The 23035-nt window shown below is 66.4% G+C and carries 14 protein-coding genes; 6 read left to right on the forward strand and 8 right to left on the reverse strand.

What is annotated here, in order from left to right; all coding sequences use genetic code 11:
- Positions 1–952: 952 nt before the first annotated feature.
- Both CU_RS00905 and CU_RS00910 read left to right on the forward strand, forming a co-directional pair.
- Positions 953–2434 (forward strand): YeeE/YedE thiosulfate transporter family protein, encoded by a 1482-nt coding sequence (locus CU_RS00905; protein WP_012359442.1) that lies wholly within the window; start codon positions 953–955, stop codon positions 2432–2434.
- Positions 2435–2531: 97 nt separating this feature from the next.
- Positions 2532–4559: a vWA domain-containing protein gene (locus CU_RS00910; RefSeq protein WP_012359443.1), complete on the forward strand. Its 2028-nt coding sequence runs from the start codon at positions 2532–2534 to the stop codon at positions 4557–4559.
- A 169-nt stretch (positions 4560–4728) separates the two neighbouring features.
- On the opposite strand, the gene CU_RS00915 is transcribed toward CU_RS00910, so the two are convergent.
- The 3 genes from CU_RS00915 to CU_RS00925 form a co-directional block, all read right to left on the reverse strand.
- A complete protein-coding gene (locus CU_RS00915; protein ID WP_012359444.1) occupies positions 4729–6999 on the reverse strand; it encodes a 3-hydroxyacyl-CoA dehydrogenase NAD-binding domain-containing protein in 2271 nt (756 codons plus the stop codon).
- An 88-nt stretch (positions 7000–7087) separates the two neighbouring features.
- The gene (locus CU_RS00920; RefSeq protein WP_012359445.1) at positions 7088–8317 is read right to left on the reverse strand and encodes an acetyl-CoA C-acetyltransferase; all 1230 of its coding nucleotides are present in this window, start codon (positions 8315–8317) and stop codon (positions 7088–7090) included.
- A 129-nt stretch (positions 8318–8446) separates the two neighbouring features.
- Positions 8447–9352: a class I SAM-dependent methyltransferase gene (locus CU_RS00925; RefSeq protein WP_012359446.1), complete on the reverse strand. Its 906-nt coding sequence runs from the start codon at positions 9350–9352 to the stop codon at positions 8447–8449.
- Between CU_RS00925 and CU_RS00930 the strand changes: the two genes are divergently transcribed.
- Complete coding sequence (locus CU_RS00930; RefSeq protein WP_012359447.1) at positions 9352–10539, forward strand: glycosyltransferase family 4 protein; 1188 nt, start codon at positions 9352–9354, stop codon at positions 10537–10539. The genes CU_RS00925 and CU_RS00930 overlap by 1 nt on opposite strands.
- On the opposite strand, the gene CU_RS00935 is transcribed toward CU_RS00930, so the two are convergent.
- Together CU_RS00935 and CU_RS00940 are read right to left on the reverse strand one after the other, a co-directional pair.
- A complete protein-coding gene (locus tag CU_RS00935) occupies positions 10536–12329 on the reverse strand; it encodes a hypothetical protein (RefSeq protein WP_231837703.1) in 1794 nt (597 codons plus the stop codon). The genes CU_RS00930 and CU_RS00935 overlap by 4 nt on opposite strands.
- 81 nt (positions 12330–12410) lie before the next feature.
- Entirely contained in the window at positions 12411–13616 is a 1206-nt protein-coding gene (locus CU_RS00940; RefSeq protein WP_012359449.1) for a PorA family protein, read from the reverse strand.
- A 253-nt stretch (positions 13617–13869) separates the two neighbouring features.
- Between CU_RS00940 and CU_RS00945 the strand changes: the two genes are divergently transcribed.
- The gene (locus CU_RS00945; RefSeq protein ID WP_012359450.1) at positions 13870–15162 is read left to right on the forward strand and encodes an acyltransferase family protein; all 1293 of its coding nucleotides are present in this window, start codon (positions 13870–13872) and stop codon (positions 15160–15162) included.
- On the opposite strand, the gene CU_RS00950 is transcribed toward CU_RS00945, so the two are convergent.
- The 3 genes from CU_RS00950 to CU_RS00960 all read right to left on the reverse strand — a co-directional run bounded on the left by CU_RS00950 (position 15072) and on the right by CU_RS00960 (position 19881).
- Positions 15072–18944: a DUF3367 domain-containing protein gene (locus CU_RS00950; protein WP_231837705.1), complete on the reverse strand. Its 3873-nt coding sequence runs from the start codon at positions 18942–18944 to the stop codon at positions 15072–15074. The two genes, CU_RS00945 and CU_RS00950, sit on opposite strands and share 91 nt — an antisense overlap.
- Before the next feature lie 25 nt (positions 18945–18969).
- Positions 18970–19179 (reverse strand): DUF2613 domain-containing protein, encoded by a 210-nt coding sequence (locus CU_RS00955; protein WP_012359452.1) that lies wholly within the window; start codon positions 19177–19179, stop codon positions 18970–18972.
- A 99-nt stretch (positions 19180–19278) separates the two neighbouring features.
- On the reverse strand, positions 19279–19881 hold the full coding sequence (locus CU_RS00960) for a universal stress protein (protein ID WP_012359453.1): 603 nt from the start codon (positions 19879–19881) through the stop codon (positions 19279–19281).
- A gap of 41 nt (positions 19882–19922) precedes the next feature.
- Here CU_RS00960 and CU_RS00965 point away from each other — a divergent pair, with 41 nt between their 5' ends.
- Positions 19923–21128, forward strand: a complete 1206-nt coding sequence (locus CU_RS00965; protein WP_012359454.1) for a glycoside hydrolase family 3 N-terminal domain-containing protein — start codon at positions 19923–19925, stop codon at positions 21126–21128.
- A 175-nt stretch (positions 21129–21303) separates the two neighbouring features.
- Entirely contained in the window at positions 21304–23034 is a 1731-nt protein-coding gene (locus tag CU_RS00970; RefSeq protein ID WP_012359455.1) for a VanW family protein, read from the forward strand.
- Position 23035 lies beyond the last annotated feature (1 nt).

The following is a 23035-nucleotide window of genomic DNA, read 5'->3' on the forward strand; positions in this document are numbered from 1 at the left end:
TCACTATTTAAGGGTACCTAGCTGCGGCGGGCTTCGCTGCCGTAGCTTCTGCTCATTAATATAGCACAACCTTTAAATACTGCAAGCCACAATAGGTGGGGATTATTAAAAAAGGCTTCCGTTATCTGGCTGCGGGCGGGCGGGGGCTCTGCCGCGAGGGAGGGGTTGACCGGCTCGGTGTGGCGCCGAGGCGACTGGCGGCCTTGTTGTGTCGCGCCAGCACCGCGCGCGTTCTGCAGATGGCGAATGCGTTTTGCGGATGACGTGTGCGTTTTGCGGGTGGCGTGTGCGTTTTGCGGGTGGCGTGTGTGTTTTGCAGAGTTTGATGCCGGAAATTGAGGGAAAAGCGACATCAAACTCTGCAAAACGGATCAGTGGGGTGGGGTGGCTGGGTTGATGCGGCGGGTGGAGGGGTGGCTGGGTTGATGCGGCGGGTGGAGGGGTGGCTGGGTTGTCGCGGCGCGCAGCGGGGGTGCGGCGGATGCTCCGCCAGTGTCGTGTGCCTGCCGCGCGAGCAGTGTGTGCGGCGCCGCCACGCGAGTCCCGTCATATGGCCGCCTTGTGTGTTTTGCAGAGTTTGATGCCGGAAATTGAGGGAAAAGCGACATCAAACTCTGCAAAACGCACAGGGTGGGGACTGGGCTTAGGCGCGCGGTGAGGGGTGTAGTGGGAGGTGGCGTTAGGGGAGGGCTGCGAGGGGTGGGGCTCTCGGTGGCGCCGGGTAGAGCTATCAGGTGGGTGTCGGGTGGCGCTTGATGGGGGCGAGGTATAGACCGCATGGTCTGCTGTTCTTGTTGCGATTTTATGGTTTCCTAGCTGCGTAGATAGGGGGATGTCGGGTGCAATGTAGACAGTTCGGTATGTTTTGCGCTTTACAAACTTCCGGTGGGGTACTAATGTTCTCGCTCATACATAGACAGATCGGTTCATTACTGACAGAAAAGAGAGACACATGATCATCACCGGCCTCGCGCTCGGCGTGGTACTCGGATGGGTTATGCAACGTGGCAGGTTCTGCGTCACCGGCATGATCCGCGATATCTTCCTCAACAAGACGTGGCGCGGATTCACCGCCCTCCTTATCGTCATCGCCGTCCACGCCGTGGGCCTGGCGGCACTGACCACCGCCGGGGTCATTACCCCGGATTACAAGGAATTCGCCCCGCTGGCCGTGACCCTCGGCGGTCTGCTCTTCGGCGCGGGCATCGTGCTCGCCGGCGGCTGCGCATCCGGTACCTGGTACCGCTCGGCGGAGGGCCTCATCGGCTCCTGGCTGGCGCTGATCTTTTACGCGGGTAGTGCTGCTGCCATGAAGGGTGGCGCGCTGAACTCCCTCAACGAGGGCCTGCGCAGCTGGACCCTCCCGCTGACCACCATTAACGCCTCCCTGGGCATCTCCGTCTGGTGGCTGGTGATCCCATTCGCCATCGGCGTGGCCTTCCTGACCCGCCACTTCCTCGCCGAAGAGGCAGCCGCCCCGAAGATGGCCACCCTGAAGCCGAAGAAGACCGGCCTGGCACACATCCTCGCGGAGAAGCCCTGGCACTTCTACCCAACCGCAGCAATCATCGGTGTGCTCGGCGTGATCGCGTGGCCGCTCTCCGCAGCCACCGGCCGCAACGACGGCCTCGGCATCACCAGCCCGTCCTCCAACCTCTCCAAGTTCCTCATCAGCGGTGAGGACACCGTGGACTGGGGCGTGCTGCTGGTCCTCGGCCTGCTGGTCGGCGCATTCTTTGCCGCCAAGGCCTCCGGTGAGTTCCGCCTGCGCCTGCCGTCCGCTAACCAGGCCGTGCGCTCCGTCGTCGGCGGCATCCTGATGGGCGTCGGCGCCTCCGCCGCCGGCGGCTGCACCGTCGGCAACGGCATGGTCCAGACTTCCCTGTTCAGCTACCAGGGTTGGGTCGCGCTGCTGTTCATCTCCATCGGTATCTGGGCGGCAGCCAAGCTGTGGCTCAAGCCCACCGACGCCGTCCCGGGCCAGAGCGCACAGCCGAAGCAGGACACCCCGAAGGCTGACGCTACCCCGACCGTCGCAGCTCCGGCCGCGCAGTCCGCAGAGGCTGCCGACCTGCAGTCCGCCGGCGCGCAGTACGGCTTCCAGACCGCCGGCGTGGCCCTCCTGGAGCGTCCGCAGGTTGCGACGGCCGCCGGGTCGACGTCCGTAAACACCGGCACCACGACCGGCCTGGAGCTGGTCGGGGACCGTACCTACAAGCTGGATTCCCTCGGCGCGGTCTGCCCCTTCCCGCTGATCGACGCCAAGGCTGCCATCGCGCAGCTGGAGGTCGGCGACTCCCTGCAGATCGACTTCGACTGCACCCAGGCCACCGACGCCATCCCGCGCTGGGCGGCCACCGACGGTCACGAGGTGACGAACTTCGAGCAGACTGACGAGGCTGGCTGGACGATCACCGTCAAGAAGGGTGAATAGTCCGCTAACGGGACCGAAAAACTAAATAAAAACCCCAGGGGTGGGTGGCTGCTTCCTGCTAACTTTGGAAACCAAAGTAAGGGAAGGAAGCAACCTCATGCGAGCGAGAAACCAGCATGCAACGCCACGGGAAGCCAGCTTGGCGCCCGCAGGAACGGCCCGCCCCGAGCACAGCACCGGTCTTTCCGGCCGGGTGCGCAGCAGCGTTAAGCACCGCAGCGCGATGGTCTTTGCCATCGCGCTGTTGCTGTCTCTGGCCGGGATCGTCGTCCCCTTCGGGCAGCCACAAGCCGCGGCGGAAGCCAAGGACATCCCGCCGACCATGCTGATCCTCGACGCCTCCGGCTCCATGATGGCCCGCGACGCGGGCGGCCAGACCCGCCTGGACGCCGCAAAGGAGGCCTCCAAGAACTTCTCCCGTTCCGTCTCCGAGGAATCCGAGCTGGGCTTCATGGTTTACGGCACCAAGGTCGGCAACTCCCCGGAGGAGCGAGAGGCCGGCTGTAAGGACGTCACCACCCTGCTGCCCGTGGGCAAGGGGAACGCGGGCAAGATCTCTGGTGAGGTGGACAAGGTCAACGCCTCCGGCCACACCCCCATGGGTCCGGCCCTGAAGCAGGCCGCCAAGGAGCTGCCTAACGAGGGCGAGCGTTCCATTGTGCTGGTCTCCGACGGCGAGGACACCTGCGCCCCGCCGCCGGTCTGCGACGTCGCCAAGGATCTGCACAAGCAGGGCATCGACCTGACCATCAACACCGTCGGCTTCCTGGTCGACCCGGCCGCCCGCAAGGAGCTGCAGTGCATCGCCGAGGCCGGCGGTGGCGAGTACCTGGACGCCCAGGACGCCGAGTCCCTCGCCGAGTCCATGAAGGTTCTGGCCACCCGCACCGCCCAGACCGCGGAGTCCAACGCCCCGGAGATTAAGGGCGGGGACGACGAGGCCTCGGCCGCCGAGGTGCCGGAGGACGTCGATCTCTTCTCCACCCCGCTGCGCGAGAAGTCCGGTGGTGCGAAGGAGGACGAGGACGGTGCCGAGTACTTCACCACCCCCATCGCGGAGGGGGAGCGCCTCGCGATCAGCGTGGCCACGATGCCGCCGCCGTCCCAGGGCAGCAAGCTCGGCGTCGGCAAGAACTTCGCCATCAAGGTCGACGTCGACGAGGCTCAGTGCTACCTCGACAACGACAACGCCACCGGAATCATCGACTCCAACGGCCCCTTCTTTGCCTCCTGGACCACGAAGCAGGCCGGCGAGGACTGCCCCGCCGGGGACTTCCGCTTCAAGGTGGTGCGCACCAGCGGCCCGTATAAGGGCCAGGAGATCCCTGCCGAGGTCACCATCAAGCGCCTGCAAAATGAAGATCTCTCGGACGTTCCAGAGCCCTTCGCTGAAGATGAGGACGCTAATCGTAAGGAGCCGAGCGCAGCCGGCGAGCCCCGCAAGGTGACCCCGGGCGCATGGTTCGACGACGCCACCGAGCTGAACGCGGATGCCAAGGAGACCGTAACTGCGGACATCGTCCCGGGCGAGGCGCACGTCTACAAGATCAAGACCGACTACGGCCAGCAGCTACGCGGCGGAATCAAGGTGACCAGCGAGCCGCCGAAGGACCACTACGCGGAGATCAAGCAGCTGGACGTCAACGTCCTGAACTCCGCCCGCCAGAAGGCGGCGAACCCGGAGTCCATTCCGGTCAACGAGGGTGATTCCATTGCCTTCGGTAACCCCGCCCGCGTGAACTACCGCAACATGGTGGGCGACGGGAAGGAACAACCGAGCGACGTTGGCGCCCGGAAGGCCTGGCTGGACGGGGAGCAGTACATCGTCATCTTCCTGAACAAGAGCCTGCACGCGGGTGATAACCGCGACATCAGCCAGGACAAGAACGCCACCGCCACCTACGAGCTCACCACCGAGCTGGTGGGGGAGAAGATCCCGGGCCCGAGCTTCGAGAAGGTCTCCAACGACACCGAGATCGAGGAGAGCGAGAAGGCCGAGGAGCCGAAGGAAACCGAGCAGGCTGCTGCCGAGGAGGGCAGCTCCATCAACTGGTTCCTGATCGGCGCGGGCGTGCTCGTGGTGCTCGCCGTGGCCCTGGTGGCTCTGACCCGACGCGGGCGCTAGAGCTCAACCGGCACCAGCCCAACCGGAGCCAAGCAAAACGCTAAGCACAACGAAGCCCCGGCCCTGCCACTGAATCAATCTCAGTGGCAGGGCCGGGGCTTTAACTGTGCCCTGGTAATGCCAGGGGGCTAGCCGCGGGAAGCCCTTGCGAGCTCCCCGCACGCACCTGCTAGCTCTTCAGGGAGTCCAGCGGGGTGAAGCGCTCGCCGTACTTCGCGGCCAGCTCCTCGGCGCGGGCAACGAAGCCAGCCACGCCGGTGGTCGGGTAGTCCCCGCCGTCCACATCAGCCTTCTTGCCCTCCGGCAGCGCAGCGGCAGCCGGGCGAGCGTAGTTCTTGATGTACTGGCGGGTGCCGCCGGTCCACGCCGGGAAACCGATGCCCATGATGGAGCCGATGTTGGCATCCGCGTCGGACATCAGCACGCCCTCGTCGATGCACTTCTGGGTCTCCAGAGCCTCGGCGAAGAGCATGCGCTCCACCAGGTCGACCAGGACCGGGCCCTCGGTGGAGATGGACTCCAGGCCGTGGCCGGCGGTCGCGGACTCGGCGTCCGGGACGGTGACGGACCCGCCGCCCAGCTCGTCCCATAGGCCACGCCACAGACCGGTGCGGCGGCCCTCCTCGTTGTACTCGTAGAAGCCCTTGCCCTCGAGCTTGCCCGGGCGGTCGTAGACGTCCAGCATCTTGTCCACGATCTCGGTGACGCCACCGTCGTCGACGGAGATGCCGGCAGCCTCCTGCGCGGCCTTGGTCTCGGCGCCGATCTTGCGGGCCAGCTTCAGGTTCAGCTCATCCTGCAGCTGCAGCGGCGGTGCCGGGTAGCCAGCCTGGCGGCCAGCTGCCTCGATGACGGCCGGGTCGATGCCCTCGGCCAGCATGCGCATGGCCTCGTTGAGGAAGAAGCTGATGACGCGGGAGGTGTAGAAACCGCGGGAGTCATTGACGACGATCGGGGTCTTGCGGATCTGGCCGGTGAAGTCCAGGGCCGCAGCCAGGGTTTCGTCGGAGGTCTCCTCGCCCTTGATGATCTCCACCAGCGGCATCTTGTCGACCGGGGAGAAGAAGTGGATACCGATGAAGTCCTTCGGGCGCTTCACACCGGTAGCCAGCTCGGTGATCGGCAGGGTGGAGGTGTTGGAACCCAGGACGCAGTCCTCCGGCACCGCTGCCTCGATCTCTGCCCAGACCTTGTGCTTGAGCTCGGTGTTCTCGAAGACCGCCTCGATGACGATGTCACAGTCAGAAAGGTCGGAGTAGTCCACGGACGGGGTGATCCGGTCCAGCAGAGCCTTCGACTTCTCTTCGGTGGTCTTGCCACGCTTCAGCGCCTTGGCCTCCAGGCCCTCGGAGTAGGCCTTGCCCTTCTCCGCTGCCTCCAGCTTGATGTCCTTGAGGACGACCTCCATGCCGGCCTTCGCAGCAACGTAGGCGATGGCAGCGCCCATCATGCCGGCGCCGACCATGCCCAGCTTCTTGAACTGCTTACGCGGCACGTCCTTCGGGCGGGAGCCACCGCCGTTGCAGTACTGCAGGTCGAAGAAGAAGGCCTGCATCATGTTCTTCGAGGTGGAACCGGTGACGAGGTCCACGAAGTAGCGGGTCTCGACGCGGGTGGCCTCCTCGATGTTCTTCAGCTGCAGACCTTCAACGGCTGCGGCGAGGATCGCCTTCGGCGCCGGCATCGGCGCGCCCTTGATCTGCTTGGTGACATTCGCCGGGAAGGACGGCAGGAATGCGGCCAGCTTCGGGTTGGTCGGGGTGCCACCCGGGACCTTGTAGCCCTCGGTGTCCCACGGCTGCTTCGCGTCTGGGTTTTCCTTGACCCACTTCTTCGCGGCATCGAGCAGCTGATCGGCCGGGACGACCTCGTCGATCAGGCCGGTCTTCAGCGCGTCCTGGGCGCCGAACTGGCGGCCGGTGGTCAGGACCTTCATCAGCGCGTCCTGCAGGCCCAGCATGCGGGTCACGCGGGTCACGCCGCCGCCACCCGGCAGCAGGCCGAGGGTGACCTCCGGCAGGCCGACCTTCAGGCCCTTGGCGTCGGAGGCGACGCGGTGGTGGGTGGCCAAAGCCAGCTCGAGGCCGCCGCCGAGGGCGGTGCCGTTGATGGCTGCCGCGACCGGCACGCCCAGGGTCTCCAGGGCACGCAGGTCGGCCTTCATCTGGTCGATCTGCTGCGTCAGCTCGGCGGCATCCGCCGGGGTGGCCTTGATCATGGACTTGATATCGCCGCCGGCGAAGAAGGTCTTCTTCGCGGAAGCGATCACCACGCCCTTGACCTCGCCGGCCTCGACGGCCTCCTTGACCTTCGCCACGGTGGCGGTGAGGTCGTCCTGGAAGGTGGTGTTCATGGTGTTGACCGGCGCGTTCGGGTCATCCATCGTCAGGGTGAGGATGCCATCGGCGTCGACATCCCACGCGAACATGTTGTTGCTCATTGATTCTCCTGTATTCGAATCTTGCAGTTAGGCAGTGTCTTCAGTGCTTAAAGCGACTGCAGTGCTTGAACTGTCGGGTGTCGATCGCTTAGACGCGCTCGATGATGGTGGCCACGCCCATGCCGGCTGCGACGCACAGGGTGATCAGTGCGTAGCGGCCGCCGGTGCGGTGCAGCTCGTCGATTGCATTACCGGTGATGATCGCGCCGGTCGCGCCCAGCGGGTGGCCCATGGCGATGGCGCCACCGCTGATGTTGAGCTTCTCATCCGGGATGTTCAGCTCGCGCTGTGCGCGCAGGACGACGGAGGAGAATGCCTCGTTGATCTCCCAGACGTCGATGTCCTCCGGCTTCAGGCCGGCCTTGGCCAGTGCGGCGCGGGACGCCGGTGCCGGTGCGGTGAGCATGATGGTCGGCTCCACGCCGGTGGTGGCGACGGAGACGACGCGGGCGCGCGGCTCGAGATCCATCTCCTGACCCGCCTTCTCGGAGCCGATGGCCAGCAGGGCTGCGCCGTCGACGATGCCGGAGGAGTTACCGGCGTGGTGCAGGTGGTTGATGCGCTCGAGCTGCGGGTACTTCGTCTGCGCGACGGCGTCGAAGCCGCCCTGGTCGCCGATCATGGCGAAGGCTGGGCGCAGGCCGGAGAGGGACTCCACGGTGGTGCCCTGACGGATGGTCTCGTCGCGGTCCAGCAGCACCTGGCCGTTCTGGTCCTTGACCGGGACGACGGTGCGGTCGAAGCGGCCCTCCTCCCAGGCCTTGGCGGCGCGCTCGTGGGAGCGAGCGGCGAAGGCGTCGAGGTCCTCGCGGGTCATCCCGTCGAGGCTGGCGATGATGTCCGCGGAGATGCCCTGCGGGATGAAGTCGTTGTAGAAGTTGGACTCCGGGTCGAGGGCGAGGGCACCACCATCGGAACCCATCGGCACGCGGGACATGGACTCCACGCCACCAGCGAAGACGAGCTCATCCCAGCCGGAACGCACCTTCTGCGCGGCGAGGTTGAGGGCGGTCAGGCCGGATGCGCAGTAGCGGTTGACCTGCAGTCCGGTCGCGGAGTACGGCAGGCCGGCGTTGAGGGCCGCGGTGCGGGCGATGTCCATGCCCTGGTCGCCGACGGGGGTCACGCAGCCCGCGATGACATCGTTGATGCGCGCCGGGTCCAGGCCCGGGTTGCGCTCCAGGATGGCCTCGATCAGCCCGCTGAGCAGGCTGACCGGCTTGACGGTGTGCAGGGATCCGCCGGGCTTGCCCTTTCCGCGGGGCGTCCGGACGGCGTCGTAGATGAAGGCCTCAGGGGCGCCAGAGTTACTCGTCATGACAGTCCTTTGGTTCCTATCGTTCGAGAAATGTGTCCTGCATCACTCTAATCTATTTCGAGCCGATAGTTGTACTTTTATTCTCTTCTTTTTAGGACGTCAGTTCCCGCCTCCCCGGGGTGCTGCCACTTAGGACTTCCGGAACACCAGAACCAGGTTGGATACCGCGAACTCCCGCAGCAGCGGAACCCGCACCATCCACCATGCCCACCAGGGGTGATAGCGCGGGAACGCCGCTACCAACTCCGCGCCGCCTGCGGCGGCAACCCGCTGGCCGTATCGCAGGCCATCGGCCGCGGAGACGTTGAACAGCGACTCGCCCCAGCGATTCTTTGGCGGCTTGCCCATCTTCTTCTCGTAACGCCGGGCCGCGAACTCCCCACCCACGTAGTGCTCCCACAACCCGGTCTCGTGCCCACCGAAGGGGCCGAGCCACACCGTGTAGCTGTAGATCATCACCCCGCCCGGTTTCGTGACGCGCAGCATCTCGTCGGCCATCACCCAGGGCTCCGGCACATGCTCGGCAACGTTGGAGGAATAGGTGATATCGAAGGCCTCATCAATAAACGGCAGCTCCATCCCGGAGCCTCGCACCGAGGAGGCCAGGGTGATGCCCGCGGCCGCCATTTCGCCCACATCCGGTTCGCAGGTCACGTACTCCGCTCCCGCGTCGCCGAAGGCGACACCGAAGTAACCAGGCCCGCCACCGACGTCCAAAATCTTGGAGCCAGCGAGCTCCCGGCCCGTCGCTCCGCGCCACAGGGCCTCGATGAGTCCCACCGTGTCCTCGGCGAGGTGACCGTAGAAGATATCGGGGCGGGTCTGCTCGTAGCGGAAGTCCGACAGCAGGCCCACCGCGCGCCGCAGGCTGGCTTTCGGGCGCCAAAAACGCAGGGCAGAATTACCTGCGGGGGTGAAGAGGGCAGTGCTGATGCGCCGGAAGAAACGCCGGGCGGGGTGCGCGGAAGTCATGGAAGGAATTGTGACATAACGAGGCGTGCTTGGGGTCGAATCCGGGTAGGGTGTGATGCACAATGAGTCGTTCCCTAAAAGTAATATTGCTGTGCTGGCGCGACACCAACCACCCGGAGGGCGGTGGGTCGGAGCGCTACCTCGAACAGGTGGGGCAGTACCTCGCCTCCCAAGGTCACGAGGTGATTTACCGCACCGCGTACTACCCGGGAGCGAAGAAAATCGAGCACGTCCAGCGTGGCGGTTATTGGCTGAAGTTCTCCCGCGCCGGGGGAAACTTGAGCGTCTACCCTCGCGCGCTGTTGGCGCTGCTGGCGGCCCGGCTCGGCCTGCGGGTCGGCGTGATTGGGAAGATGGGCACCCCGGACGTGGTCGTCGATACCCAAAACGGTGTGCCCTTCTTTGCCTCCCTCGTCTCCGGCGCCCCCACCGTGGTGCTCACTCACCACTGCCACCGCGAGCAGTGGTCGGTTGCCGGCCCGGTGCTCTCCCGGATCGGCTGGCTCGTGGAATCCAAGATCTCCCCGCTGATCCACCGTCGCAACCGCTGGGTCACGGTCTCGCAGCCCTCGGCGGAGGAATTCGCCGCGCTGGGCGTGCCGGCTGAGAACTTCACGATCATCCGCAATGGCATCGAACCCGTGCCCGAGGCCGCACGGGGGCACAGCGCCCAGGAAGGGGAGGATAAGCCCGTTTACCTGGTCGCGCTGTCCCGACTGGTGCCGCACAAGCAGATCGAACACGCTCTCGACTGCCTCGCTGCTCTGCAGCGGAGCCACCCCAACCTTCGCCTGGACGTCATTGGAGATGGCTGGTGGGCGGAAAATCTACGCCGGTATGCCCAGGAGCTCGGGGTGGACGGCAAGGTGGTCTTCCACGGCTACGTCAGCGAGGAACTCAAGCACCGCATCCTGCAGCGCGCCAGCATCCACGTCATGCCCTCCCGAAAGGAAGGATGGGGGCTGGCCGTGATCGAGGCAGCCCAGCACGGGGTGCCCACCGTGGGTTACGAATCTTCCGCAGGTCTGCGGGACTCCATCGTGGACGAGGAGACCGGCCTGCTGGCCACCTCCCCGGGTGGGCTGATTAACGCTGTGGAGCACCTGCTGGACGACCCCGAACGCTGCCGGCGCATGGGGCAGGCTGCCGAGCGGCGGGCCGCCCAGTACTCCTGGGAAAATACCGGCCGGGCCTGGGAGGAACTGCTGCACCAGGTAGCGGGGCCCCGGAAGGCCGAAGGGCAGCACTAGCTGGAGATCTCGGCGGCCAGGGCGCGCCGGCGCCCGTCTCGCCACGCCCGGCCCAGTGACCATAAGCCCGCGCCCAGCGCGCCCAGCTGGGTGATCCAGTACAAGACCATGCCCGCCACCGCGGGCGTGGAGGGCTGCTTGCTGCCAGCCCCGTGCGGCTGCGGGATGCGGTAGAGCTGCATGCCCTCGACTTCGTCGACCATCGGATACGCCTCCAGCAGCTCGTCGAGCTGTTGGTATTTCTCGTCGCCGCGCATCAGCGGCCGGTCGGCGATCACCCAGCCCACACCGCTGGCTGCCAGCGTGTCCCGGCCCGCCATCGTGTCTTTGATAAGCCGGATCGTATCCCGATCGCCGTCGACGATCTTGCCATCCACGATGAGGAACTGCGGATCCAGCGGCTGACCAGGCAGCATCTTCAACGCCGGGGTGAGGGTCGGTTCGCCGTCCTCACGCAGGCGGTAATTGCCGGGAGGGAAGAGCAGAATCTTGGTCCGTGGCACCCCAGAGATCGTCTCCGCGAAGCTCGCCCATGCCGGCGAAATACGCTGCGGGGCGGTGGGGGCGACGTCCGCGGGATAACCAGGCACGGTAGCGATGACCAGTGTGCCGACGGCTAGGGGTGCGACCCCGCCCATCAGTCGGGCGCCGGCGGGGGAGAGCCCCTTGCTGGTGGATACCGCGCGCTGTCGCAACCGCTCCAGACCTACGGCCAGCAGCAGGATCAGGCCCGGCAAAGCCAGCCCCACGAGCTTGTGAGTATCGCGGAATAGTGCCGCCCCCGGGACATGCGCCACCAGAAAGCGCATCAGGGCCAGCCCAACCGGTGTTGCGAGCAGCAGGGGGACCGAGAAGGCCGCAGCGGTGAGCACCGCAACGCCCCGGTACACGCGCCACAGCTCCGCGATGCCCCACGCCGCGAAAAGGAAGAGCGCGAGCCCCGCCAGCGCGCCAAGCAGGCCCCGGGAGGGAGGGATCGCGCCGGCGTTCCAGATACCACCCAGCCCCAGCACCGAGACCACCGTGCCCAGCGGGCCATCCGGGCCCACCGCGAATGCCTCCGCGCTGCTGGCCGAAGACCGAGAGGGCGTGCCGTTGAGCAGGGTCACCAGCAGCCAGGGGCTTGCCAGGGCGAGGCTGGTGAGCAGCACCAGGGCGCGGGAACGCGCCGTCGGGCTAAAGACCAGGGCGACGAGCGCGCCCAACACCAGCCCGGCCGGGGTCAGCCCCGCGAGGCTGATCAGCAGCACCTGCGGGCCCCGGAATCCCGTCGCCGCACAGTAGGAGATCGCGGGTAGCAGCATTACCGCCAGTGCTAGCGACCACTGACCCTGCAGCAGCCGCTCGATGACATACGGGTTCCACACCACGAACAGCCCGCACACCAGCTGGGTGGCCCGGTGGGCGCCCGCCATGTCGCGGGCCATCTTCACCGCGCCAAGGATTCCGCAGGCTGCCGCGATCAGCACCAAAGCCGCCGCCAACGTGGTCGAGGGGATGATGGGCGAGAAGACCGCGAGGATCGCGTCCTGCGGCAGCGCCCGCGGCGCATAGTCCGCCTTGCCGAGTACTAGGTCATTGGCAGTGAGGCTGAAGGGCACCATCATGTCGCGGAGCATGAAGGCCCGATCCCGGGACGGGATGAGGCCCCACCAGAAGGGCCACAGCGTGCTGGCGGTGACCGTGAGGATGAACAGTCCCAGCCCCCACGCCGGAACGCGCGGGGTGGACTGGCCGGACTCACCTGTGGCCAGTCCCCGCGTCGGCGTCGAATTCATGGAAAAGCTCACAATAGAAGTTTAAGCCCGCCCCGTTGCTGCGAAAGCAGAAACGGAAAGCGGGCTTAAAACGTCAGGCGACTAGATTGCGATCTAGCTCTTACGCGGTGCGCGCTGCAGCCACAGGCCGACGAAGAGCAGGAACAGACCCAGCAGGCCAGCGATGATCGGAACCGTGGTCCCCATCGTCTTGATGGTGCTCAGGCCTTCCTTGGCGGTCACCATCTGGCCTTCCTTGGACTTCTCGTCCCACTGTGCCGGCAGGTACATTGCGGTGCGCTTCGGGTTGGCCAGCTCGCGCTCCCGGTTCTCCGGCTTCGCGATCTCCTTGGCTTCCTCTTCGTCCTGCGCGTAGAACATCCAGATCTCTTCGGCACCGTTGACGATCACGCCAGTCTCCGGCTCGATGCTGATCTTGCGGTTAACGGTGTAGTAGCGCTGCATCTCGACGTCCGGGCCAGCGTCGGACTCCTCGTCCTTGTCCTTACCCTTCTTCGGGTTACGGATCTCGTCGTCCTTCAGGCCCCAGACCTTCGCCGGGAAGGTCAGCTTCAGCGAGGCGAGGACGCCCTCCTCCGCGGCGGTCAGGGAGCCGTCGGACTCGAGGTACTTCTTCTGTGCGTCGTACAGCGGGGTCGGGTCGATCGTCTGCTCGAAGGTGTAGATCTTCTCGCCGCCCTGCTCGCCTTCGTCGACGAAGTCGATCGGGTTGGTGGTCAGGGTCTGGGCGTCGAAGTAGGGGTAGGACTTCCGGTCAGCGCCCATCGGGAACTGGTACTGCAGGCCCTTACGGACGAACTCCGGCGGGGTGTAGCCCTCCGCGTCCTTGCCCTTCGGCGGAGCCAGGTTGAGGGAGGAGATCGGGTCGGTCACCGGCATCTGGGTCTTGCGGTCCAGGGTGACGCGGTCGATGGTGGCGGAGAGCAGGTTATCCGGCTCGCTCTTGTCCGTGCGGAAGACGGTTTGGCCAGCCTCCAGGGTGACCTGCTTCTTGTCGCTCGGCTCCTGCGCGGTGGTGAACTTCTGGGTCTGGATTTCGACGTCCTTCCAGATGAAGCACGAGACTTCCTTGTTGTCCCCCTTGCACTCCGGGCGGTTCTTGTTATCCCCCACGGGCTTGCCCTTCGCCAGCGCTCCCGAGTCGAGGAGGCGAGCCTCTACCGGCTCGGTGCTCGTCGTCGACACGACGTCCAGTGGCAGAACCTTGCCCTTAGGGACGACGTAGGTCGGAAGGGCGATCGCGAAGACCAGCAGAGCTGCTCCCAAAACGATCGAGATTAGGGAGATGGTTTTTCTCATATGGCAATTCCGTTCAGTGTCCTTGAGGCCTCTCTGCCCAGAGATCCCTCTTACAACAACGTGTTCGCCATACTTTAGCCAAAAATGAAAGTATGTAAGGGGAAAGAAACAAAAAATTCTCTGGTTTTATTGCTATACACCGACTTCAGTCCTCAAGTACGCGTCGGGTGCCTACAATGAACGGCCAGGAACCCGCCCGCCACGGTGGTTGTGACCCACTGGCGCGCCCATCACTGCACCGAGGAGGGTGAGTATGCGCTCTGCGTCCGCGTCGGAGAAGGCTTCACAGACGGGGCCGTCCGCACCGTCCACGACGTCGTCCAACGCAGCCTCCGGGACCGCCACGACGTCGTCCTCGGGAACCGCGGCGCCGTCGGGAACCGCTTCAGCGCCGACGACGACCCACCCCAAGACCCCCTTCCTGCCCTCCCTGGAGGGACTTCGCGCGATCGCGTGCTCGGGGATCATCATCACCCACGTGGCCTTCCAAACCGGCACGGACACCGGCTCGCTGATCAACCAGATCATGGCGCGCACGGACTTCTTCGTGCCCGTGTTCTTCGCCCTCTCCGGCTTCTTGCTGTGGCGCCGCCAGCACGTGCAATTCCGCAACCGGCGGGGGGTGGCCAGCTACTACGTCAAGCGCCTGGGGCGCATCATGCCGGCGGCTTGGGTGATGATGCTCTTCGTCTTCCTCTTCCTGCCGGTCGCCGATAACCCCTCAGCCAAGCAGATCGTGGAGAACCTGCTCATGGCGCAGGTCTACTTCGCCGACGGCCTGGTCGGCGGCATGACGCACCTGTGGTCGCTGTCCGTCGAGCTGAGCTTCTACCTCGTGCTCCCGCTGATCGCCCTCCTGATTGGGAAACAGCCCCGCTGGCGCCGGGTGCTCGTCATCGCCGCGCTCGGGCTCATCAGCTACTACTGGGCCTTCCTGCCGCCCTTCACCGGGGAGCTGGAGCCGGGGCGGGTGAACCCGCACACGATGCCCCCGGCGTTCGCGGCCTGGTTCGCGATCGGGTTTCTCTCCGCGGAGGCGGAGGCCTGGGTGCTGGGCAACCCCGAGCGCAGCCACCGGTTGGTGGCGGCGCTGTACCGGCTGCGACCGCTGTTCTGGCTGATCGCGCTGGCGGCTCTGGTGGTCGCGGCCTTGGACGGCCCGCAGGGGCTGGTGCAGGCCACCCCGGCCGAGTTTGCGCGCCGCACGATCTACGGCACGGTCTTCGCGGCGGCTCTGATTACCCCCTATGCCCTGGCGCCGCGCTCGGCATTGCTGGAGTCCGCGCCCATGCAGGCGCTGGGGCGCTGGTCCTATGCGATCTTCCTCTGGCACATCGCGATCCTCTCGGTGGTCTTCCCGCTGCTGGGGATCCCGATGTTTAGCGGCAATCACGTCCACACGGTCATCGTGTTGATCGCGACCTTCGTGCTGACCGTGCCGGTCGCCGCGCTGAGCTACGCCTTGGTTGAGGAACCCGCCCGGGTGGGGATCAACAAGATGTGGGCGAAGTATACGGCGAGCACAACCGCAAGCAGCGCCAGCTGAACCACCCAGGAGTCCCCGGCGTAGTGGCGGCCGGTCCACGGACCCTGCGCTGCGAGCACGGCTGCCAGGAACGCGCCCGAGCCTGCGACGATCCCCAGCACGCCCCCGGTCGGCAGGAATCGAAGGACTGGGCGCTGCTCGGCCCAGCGTTGGATGCCAGGCCGGGCGAAGGCCAGCTGCAGCAGGGCCAGCATCACCGCGAGCACCAGGCCCGGGACGCCGGCCAGCAGGAAAGCCAGGGCAGCGGTGGCGAGCAGCGCTGCCCCGCGCTGAACCCGGTTGAGCGGGGTGGCGCTGTGACCTGCGGCGCTGGCTTCGGCCTGAGCCACGTGGGCGGGCTCATCGGATACCTCGACCGCCGCGGTGGCCTCGCCCGAGTGCTCCGCAGAACCAAGCGTTGCTGGGGCGCCCGCCCGGGTTCCCAGCCGGCGGGCGCGCCGCTCCGCCAGCGCCCAGGCCAGCACGACACCGAGAGCCAGTACCAGGCCCGCAGCCAACCACGCCTGGTAAAAGCCGGTGGCCGCGAAGCTGAGCGCGATCGTGCCGCTCACACCTGCGGGGACTACCCAACCCTGCTGCCAGCCGTTGACAACCATCGGGTGCAGGCGAATCTCGCGGGAGCCCTCGGGATCCTCCACATGCAGGGTGGCCACACGGCCCGGGTTGGCGTTGGAGGGGAGGAACACCACCCGCTGTTCCGAGGAATGCCCCAGGTGGAAGCGGTCGTCACCGCCCGAGCCACCGTCCTGGGAGACCACCGGCAGAGTATCGGCCGCGGGTGCCTCGGAGACCGCCTCCGCGTACAGCGGTTCAGCCACGGAGAGAGCGGCCCAGCGCGCCGTCGTGGCCAGGCGGTGACGTCCTTCCGACAGGGAGAGGCGCTCCCCACAGCGGTAATCCTCCCCGTCGACGCGGACCACCGCAGACTCCGCGCGCGGCCCGGAATCCTCGCAGTCAGCGGTGTGGAGCACCAACTCCTGGCCTGCCAGGTGCTCCGGCACCGTGAACTCCCGCACCATGGAGTGCTCCGGGATCTCCTGACCGAAGACGAAGCGATTGAGGTAGCGCGCCGAAGAACCTTGCAGCGCCGGGACGGTCGGCACACGCCGAGGCGTGACATCCTGGGCCGCCCCGGCGCCGTCCGTGGCGAAGACCTTGACCTCCGAGAATCCCACGTCCGAGAAGCTCCCCAGCAGCTGGAGGCGTACCCGATCGCCACTGCCACCCGGGATCGCGATGCGTGTGGCCTCACCGGCCTTGACCGTCACCGTCGTGCTGCCCAGCGGGCTATCCCCGGCATCGCTACGGAAGCTCTCGGCGTGGATGCGCGCATCCGAGCCCTGGGTGAGCAGGGAGACGCTGAGGCCCCGGTGCGGCTTGTCCAGCTCCAGTTCCAGGTACTGGCCGATCGCGCGCCCCGGGCTGGGATACCACGCGGTATCCGGGTTGCCGTCCACCGCGGCGGTGAGCGAACGGCGAGTATCTGCCCCACCGAATCCCGTAGGGTCCGCCGCGGTGCTGCTCGCCCGAACTGCGCCGCCGGTGGTGCGCACCTCAGTCAGCGGGTGCACGTCCTGGTTTGCCGGATCCGCTCCTTCTGCCACACTGGTCAGCGGATAGTCCCGCACCGGGTTCAGCACCCGCGTGGAGTCCTTGGGAGCGCGGATCTCGGAATCCGCGTTGGTCACGTTGCCGTAGTTGTGATCGCGCCGGGCGGGGGTGTCGGTGAGGGTCTGCGGGCCGCGTTCGGCGAAGGCATCCGCGCCCATGCCGGTTCCTGCGAGCTGCTGGTGAAGTGCCCGCACGCGCGGAGCATCGGTGCGGCCCAGGGCGCGGTCGGCAGCATCCAGCCGGGGGAGGGCCTCGGGCCCCGCGTGGATGACCTCTACCTGTTCGGCAGCGATCTCCCGCAGCCCACCGGCCGGTTGTGGTGCGTCGCCCCCAGTCTGCTCGGGAGTGACGGCGAAGATGCGAACCTCGGGAGCCTTCTCATCTCCGAACGCCGCGACCTCACGGAAGCCACCCGAACGCCGCAGCGTGCGCAGCACCGAATGAGCCCCCGGGGTATCCGCGGCCACCGTCAGATCAGTGCGAACCAGCACGTGGCCCACGCCCTGGGAACGCAGGGTCGCAGCCAGGGTGGGCAGGGGTTGCCCGGAGTGAACCTCGCGCTGAATGCCGTCCAGCCCGCGGATGGCATCCGGCTGCACGAGCGGCACGGAGTCGCGCACCACCCACGGCACATCCAGCAGTGGCTGGGCGGGTTCGTCGCGAGTATTGCCCCAGGTCTGGCGCCCAAAACGCGCCTGCGGGAGCAGCATGACGCGCCCGTCTTCCGGCTGGGTACTGTTCTCATTCAGCCAGTCCGCGGCGGCCCGCCAGTACTGCGGCACGCCACGGAAACCGTCGGCTGGGGCGATCCGGCCGGACCAGCCGGGGGCGGTGGCCAGCACGGTCAGAAGCACGGCGGCGAACACCTTCACCACATGGGGGTTCTTCTCCGGGTGGCGCCACTGCTTCATGCCCGCCCGGTCCCGGCCAGGCACCTGCACGTGAGCCAGCGCGTGGGCTACGCCCACCATCAGCGGCAGCCGCACCAGGACGTCGAACTTGTGCAGGTTGCGCAGCGCGGCCCCTGCACCGTCGAGGAAGGACCGCGCCCCGCCGGAGAGCACGGAGAAGGGATCCACCGCGACCCCGAGCGCGACCAGCCCCACGCCGAGCATGCTCAGCCACACCCCGGCGGCTGGGAGAGTGCGCCGGGCAAGCCCCCACAGGCCGAGTAGTGCCACCGCGAGGGTGGCAAGGATGAATACCGGCTCGCTGACCAGGGCAGCGCCAGCTACGCGCTCGGAGGAGAGAAAGGGAACCCAGCTGGTTGTGCCCCGCAGGTTCTCCAGCAGATTCAGCCAGCGGGTGGTCAGCGAACTCGACTCGATGTAGTCCGTGAAAGGCGGGGAGTAGCGGCCCAGGATCAGCAGCGGGCCGACCCACCAGAAGCAGACGGCCAGGCCTGCGGGCACCCACCAGCGGCTGAAGTAGGCCACCTGCCCCCGGGAGTCGCGGCGCAGCCAGGCGACGAGCCAGAAGATCACCGCCGGCAGGATTGCCACGGCGGTGGCCACCGCGTTGACCGCGCCCATGCACAGGGCTGCCACTGCGCTGCGCAGCGCGGCCCGGCGCAACAGGGCCTTCTCCTCGGCGCTCAGGGCACGGTCAGCGGAGTCCGCGGTGGCATCACCGCCTGCGCCCGAGGAATGGCCGGCATCACCGCCGGCCCCAGCCCACGGCCGCAGCACGTCGACGAGAGGCAGCAGCACCCACGGCGCCAGCGCGCACACCCAGGCCTCGGAAGAAATCGCCCCCAAGGTGGTGAGCACCCGGGGAGAGAGCGCGAAGAGCACGCCCGCCAGGATGCGGGAGAAATTGTTCCCGACCGGCAGCTTCTCCAGCAGCCGGACCATCCCCGCGAAGGCCAGAAACAGCAGCAGCGCCCACCACAGGCGCTGGGTGACCCACGCAGGCAGCCAGGAAAAGAGCGCAAAAAACAGGCCGTGCGGGAAGAGGTACCCGTAGGCCTGGTTCTGTAGCTGCCCCAGCGGGAAAACCTCAGTCCACGGCTGGAGCGCTTGCGCAAGAAAGCCCCAGGGGTTCTGAATCAGGTCGAGCTTGGTGTCAGCGACCGATAGCCCAGGGGCTTGGAGAAAGGCGAAGGCCAGCCACCCGACGGCGCACAACAGCCACGCGCGGCTGCGCATGCTCGAGTGGACGGGGGCCTTCACCTAGCGGATAGCGTGCAGCGTTGAGTTAGCTCTCGACGCGGCCGCCGTACTGCACGGCACCCAGGAATGCGCTGTCCTGATCGACGGCGACAGCCTCTGCGGAAGGCAGGCTCGTGTTATCGGCGGCAGCGCCGGCGCCAAAAGCGACGAGGCCACCGAGGATGGCGCCCGAAACGATAGCGGCGATGGCCGGGCCGGCGGTGCGGCGTGGTGCGGAGTCGTTCTCGAATGGCATGGGAATCCTTAAATTGCTTCGTCGTGGTGCCCCACCTCCCCAACCGGAGAGGAGTGGCGCTGGGTGTTGTGGACTTATGTAGTGGTGAACCCCAAGTCCTTAATCGTCCTCGGCTGCCGGGACGATAAGCACTGGCCGACCAGCATTCTTCACGATGCTGTCGGAGACGCTGGACTGCAGGATGGACTTCCACCCGCTGAGCGCCCGGGAACCAGTGACAATGATGTCTACATCGAGCTCTTCTGCAGCGTCGACGATGGCGCTCCAGATGGCTGTTTCAGACTCTACCAAAAAGGGTTCGGTGGCAAAGCCGTTTTTGCGAGCAAACTCCACACCTTCGCGGCAGGTGGCCACAGCCTCGGTATATGCGGGGTCCTCGTTCTCGTTTTCCTCCGGCGAATCCACCGACCAATCGTGCTGCATCATTCCGCTCATCCCCGCGGCGCGGGCGGCCTGGCGGTGGATGGGCTCCCACACGGTGAGGATGTAGGCGTTGTTCGCGGACAGGAAGCGCCCGGCGTATTCGATGGCCGCCTTGGCCTGCTCGCCGCCGTCGTAGGCAATGAGGACGGTATCGCCCTTCAGGCTGCCGGTGCTGCCTTCCTGCGCCTCTGGCTGTGGGGCGGGGGCGGATGCATCCTGGGCGGTCTGGGCGGGATCAGTCACGGTGTGCCTTCCTCGTTTTGGGTTTGCCGGCTTCATGCCAGCACTTGTTGCTCTTCTCCCCAGGTTAGTACGTTGGAATGATGACTTCCCGTCTTTGCCTTCTTCCCCGTTTCCGCAGTAGGACGGCGCGTCCCGCCGCCGCTGCTCTCCTGGTCGCTGGCCTAAGCCTGGCTGCCGGCTGTTCTTCCGGGGAGGAGGACGCAGCTCTTACTTCCGCCTCGTCTTCTTCTATGACGACGACGCCCCCGGCCAGCACCCCAGAGACCACGCCGCCGGCACCGCAGGTGCCGGCCGAGGAACTCGCACCGAAACTCCTCGCGGTCGGGGTGACGGACTTCGAGAGCGCGCGGGCGGCCGTGGACGCCGGGGTGCGGCACCTCTTCTTCGGCACCGGTTCGGACTTCAGCATGCTCAATGGGCAGGGTGACCCCGAGCGGAGCATCGCCGCGCTGCAGCGCCGGGCGGGGGAGCCGCTGCGGGTATCCGTCGACGAGGAGGGCGGGATGGTCCAGCGGCTCTCCGAGCTGATCGGCACCCTGCCCGCGCCCCGGGACATGGCCCGCACCATGACCCCTGAGCAGGTGCGGGGCATGATGGCGGAGCACGGCCGGAAGATGGCCGAGCTGGGATTCACCGTGGACTTCGCCCCCTCCATCGACCTGGCTGGCGGCGAGAATATCGAGGACAACGCGATCGGCTCGCGTTCCTTCGGGTCCGATCCACAGGTCGTCGCCCGCTACGCCCGCGCCTACGTGGAGGGCCTCCTGGATGCTGGCATCACCCCGGTGCTCAAGCACTTCCCGGGTCATGGCCACGCCAACGGGGATTCCCACACCGGTGAGGTCTTCGTCCCGCCGGTGGAACAGCTCAAGCAGGCTGACCTGAAGCCTTTCGCCGAGCTGTTGGAGATCCCGGGGGTCGAGGTGATGATGGGGCACGTCCAGGCGCGGGGGCTGAACCCCGACGAGCCGGCCTCTGTCAGCCCAGCCACCTATGGGCTGCTCCGCAAGGGCTGGGAGGGCTTCGGCGGCTACCAGGGGGTCGTCTACACCGACGACCTCACCGGGATGCGCGCGATCACCGACCGCTACCCAGGCGCAGAGGCCGTCGTCGCGGCGCTATCCGCGGGAGCTGACCAGGGGCTGACAGCCGCCGGTGCCTTCGACCTTCCCGAGCTCATTAGCGCGGTCACCGAGGCGATCCGCAACGGGGAGATCGCGCCCGAACAAGCCCAGCGCAGCGCCGAACGTCTCGCCCCGCCTGCGGAAGAAACGGAAAACTAAGGCCGTCGATGGCCTGAGCGCCCACCGCCTGCGCGGAAGCTAAAGACCTGAGAAAGTTCCTAGAAACGCTGGTCGGCCTATAGACTGTGCCTTATTGCTGGGCGCGGGCATCTTCACACGCTGGATGGAACCGCGCCTTGCCTTTTCAGGAATCGAACTAGGAAGGTGCGCCGTCATGGCGGCAGCTGCGAAAAAGAAGACTGTAAAGCCGCGCCACAAGCGCCGCCGCTGGCCCCTGTTTGTCTGGGGACTCCTTGTTCTCCTCGGCCTCGGCGGGGTCCTCTACGGAGTGGACTACGCTATGAGCGAGGGCAAGGTGCCCCGCGGCGTGACCGTGGGTGGGGTGGACATCGGCGGGCTGCCGAAGGACCAGGCGGAACAGCGCCTCGTCAACAACCTCGGCGACGTCGTGCGCCAGCCGGTCACCGTCAACGCGGGTAACATGTCCAGCATCGTCGACCCGCGCGACTCCGGCCTGCAGGTCGACTGGTCCAAGACCGTCGACCAGGCTGGGCAGCAGCCGCTGAACCCGATCACTCGCATCCGCAGCTTCTTCCAGACCCGCGAGGTCGGCATCGTCTCCCAGTTCCACGAGGGACCACTCGCGACGACCCTGCGCCGCGTCACCGATGAGCTCACTCGCGAGCCAGAGAACGCGCACGTCTCCATCACGGAGAAGGGCAAGCCGAAGGTCGTCGTCGATAAGCCGGGGCAGACCGTCAACCGAGACCTGGTCGACGCGCGGATCCGGGAACACTGGCTGAACAAGGACCGCACCGTGCACGTCGACGCGGACGTCGTGGAGTCCAACATCCCGAAGTCCGCGGCGGAAGAGATGGTGGAGAAGGTCATCAAGCCGGCTACCAGCAGCGACGTCGTCTTCAAGGGAAGGGATAACGTGAACGGCACGCTGCGGGCGGAGGACATGGCGCACGTCATCAGCTTCAACGAGAAGCCGGGCAAGGAGCCGGGCACTGGCACCTTCGAGCCGGTGTATTCCACCGAGGCGGCGAAGAAGATTCTGCAGCCGCAGCTTGCAGAGACCGAAGTGGAGTTCCGCAATGCGGGCTTCAACTTCAAGGGCCGCGACATTGAGGTTATCCCGCACCAGGACGGCGTGGAGATCGAGTGGGATAAAACCCTGGGAGACCTGGGCAAGAAGGTGCTGGACAAGAAGCACCGCGAGCACAAGGTCTTCTACGAGGACAAGAAGGCTGAGTACACGACCGAGGAGGCAGAGAAGGCCCACTTCGACGACGTGGTCGGCAGCTTCACGACCCACGGATTCAGCGCATCCTCCGGCGTGAATATCCGCCGCGTCGCGGAGATGGTCGACGGGGCTATCGTCCTGCCAGGCGAGACCTTCAGCCTGAACGGCCACACCGGGCCGCGCGGCAAGGAGCAGGGCTTCGTGGAATCCGGCATCATCGTTGACGGTCAGGCCGGCGAGGCCGTGGGCGGCGGCATTTCCCAGTTCGCCACCACGCTGTATAACGCCTCTTATTTTGCGGGCATGGAAGACGTGGCCCACACGCCGCACTCCTACTACATCTCCCGCTACCCGGCGGGCCGCGAGGCCACGGTCTTTGAGGGCGCGATCGACCTGCAGTTCAAGAACCCGTTCGACACCCCGGTGCTGATCGAGGCATCAGCGGGATCGGATAGCGTGACCGTGCGGATGCGCGGCGTGAAGCAGGTTGAGGTGGAGTCCATCGCGGGATTCCGCACCAACCCCACGAAGCCGGAGGTCCGCAAGGGCAAGGGCGATAAGTGCATCCCGTCGGGTGGTGCGCCAGGCTTCACGGTCACGGACACCCGCGTGATCAAGGACCTGCGCGGCAAGGAGATCAAGCGCGAGACGCAGACCACGGTCTACGATCCGCAGCCGATCGTTCGCTGCAGCTAGC

Origin of the sequence: Corynebacterium urealyticum DSM 7109, assembly GCF_000069945.1 — a bacterium.
Taxonomy (GTDB): domain Bacteria; phylum Actinomycetota; class Actinomycetes; order Mycobacteriales; family Mycobacteriaceae; genus Corynebacterium; species Corynebacterium urealyticum.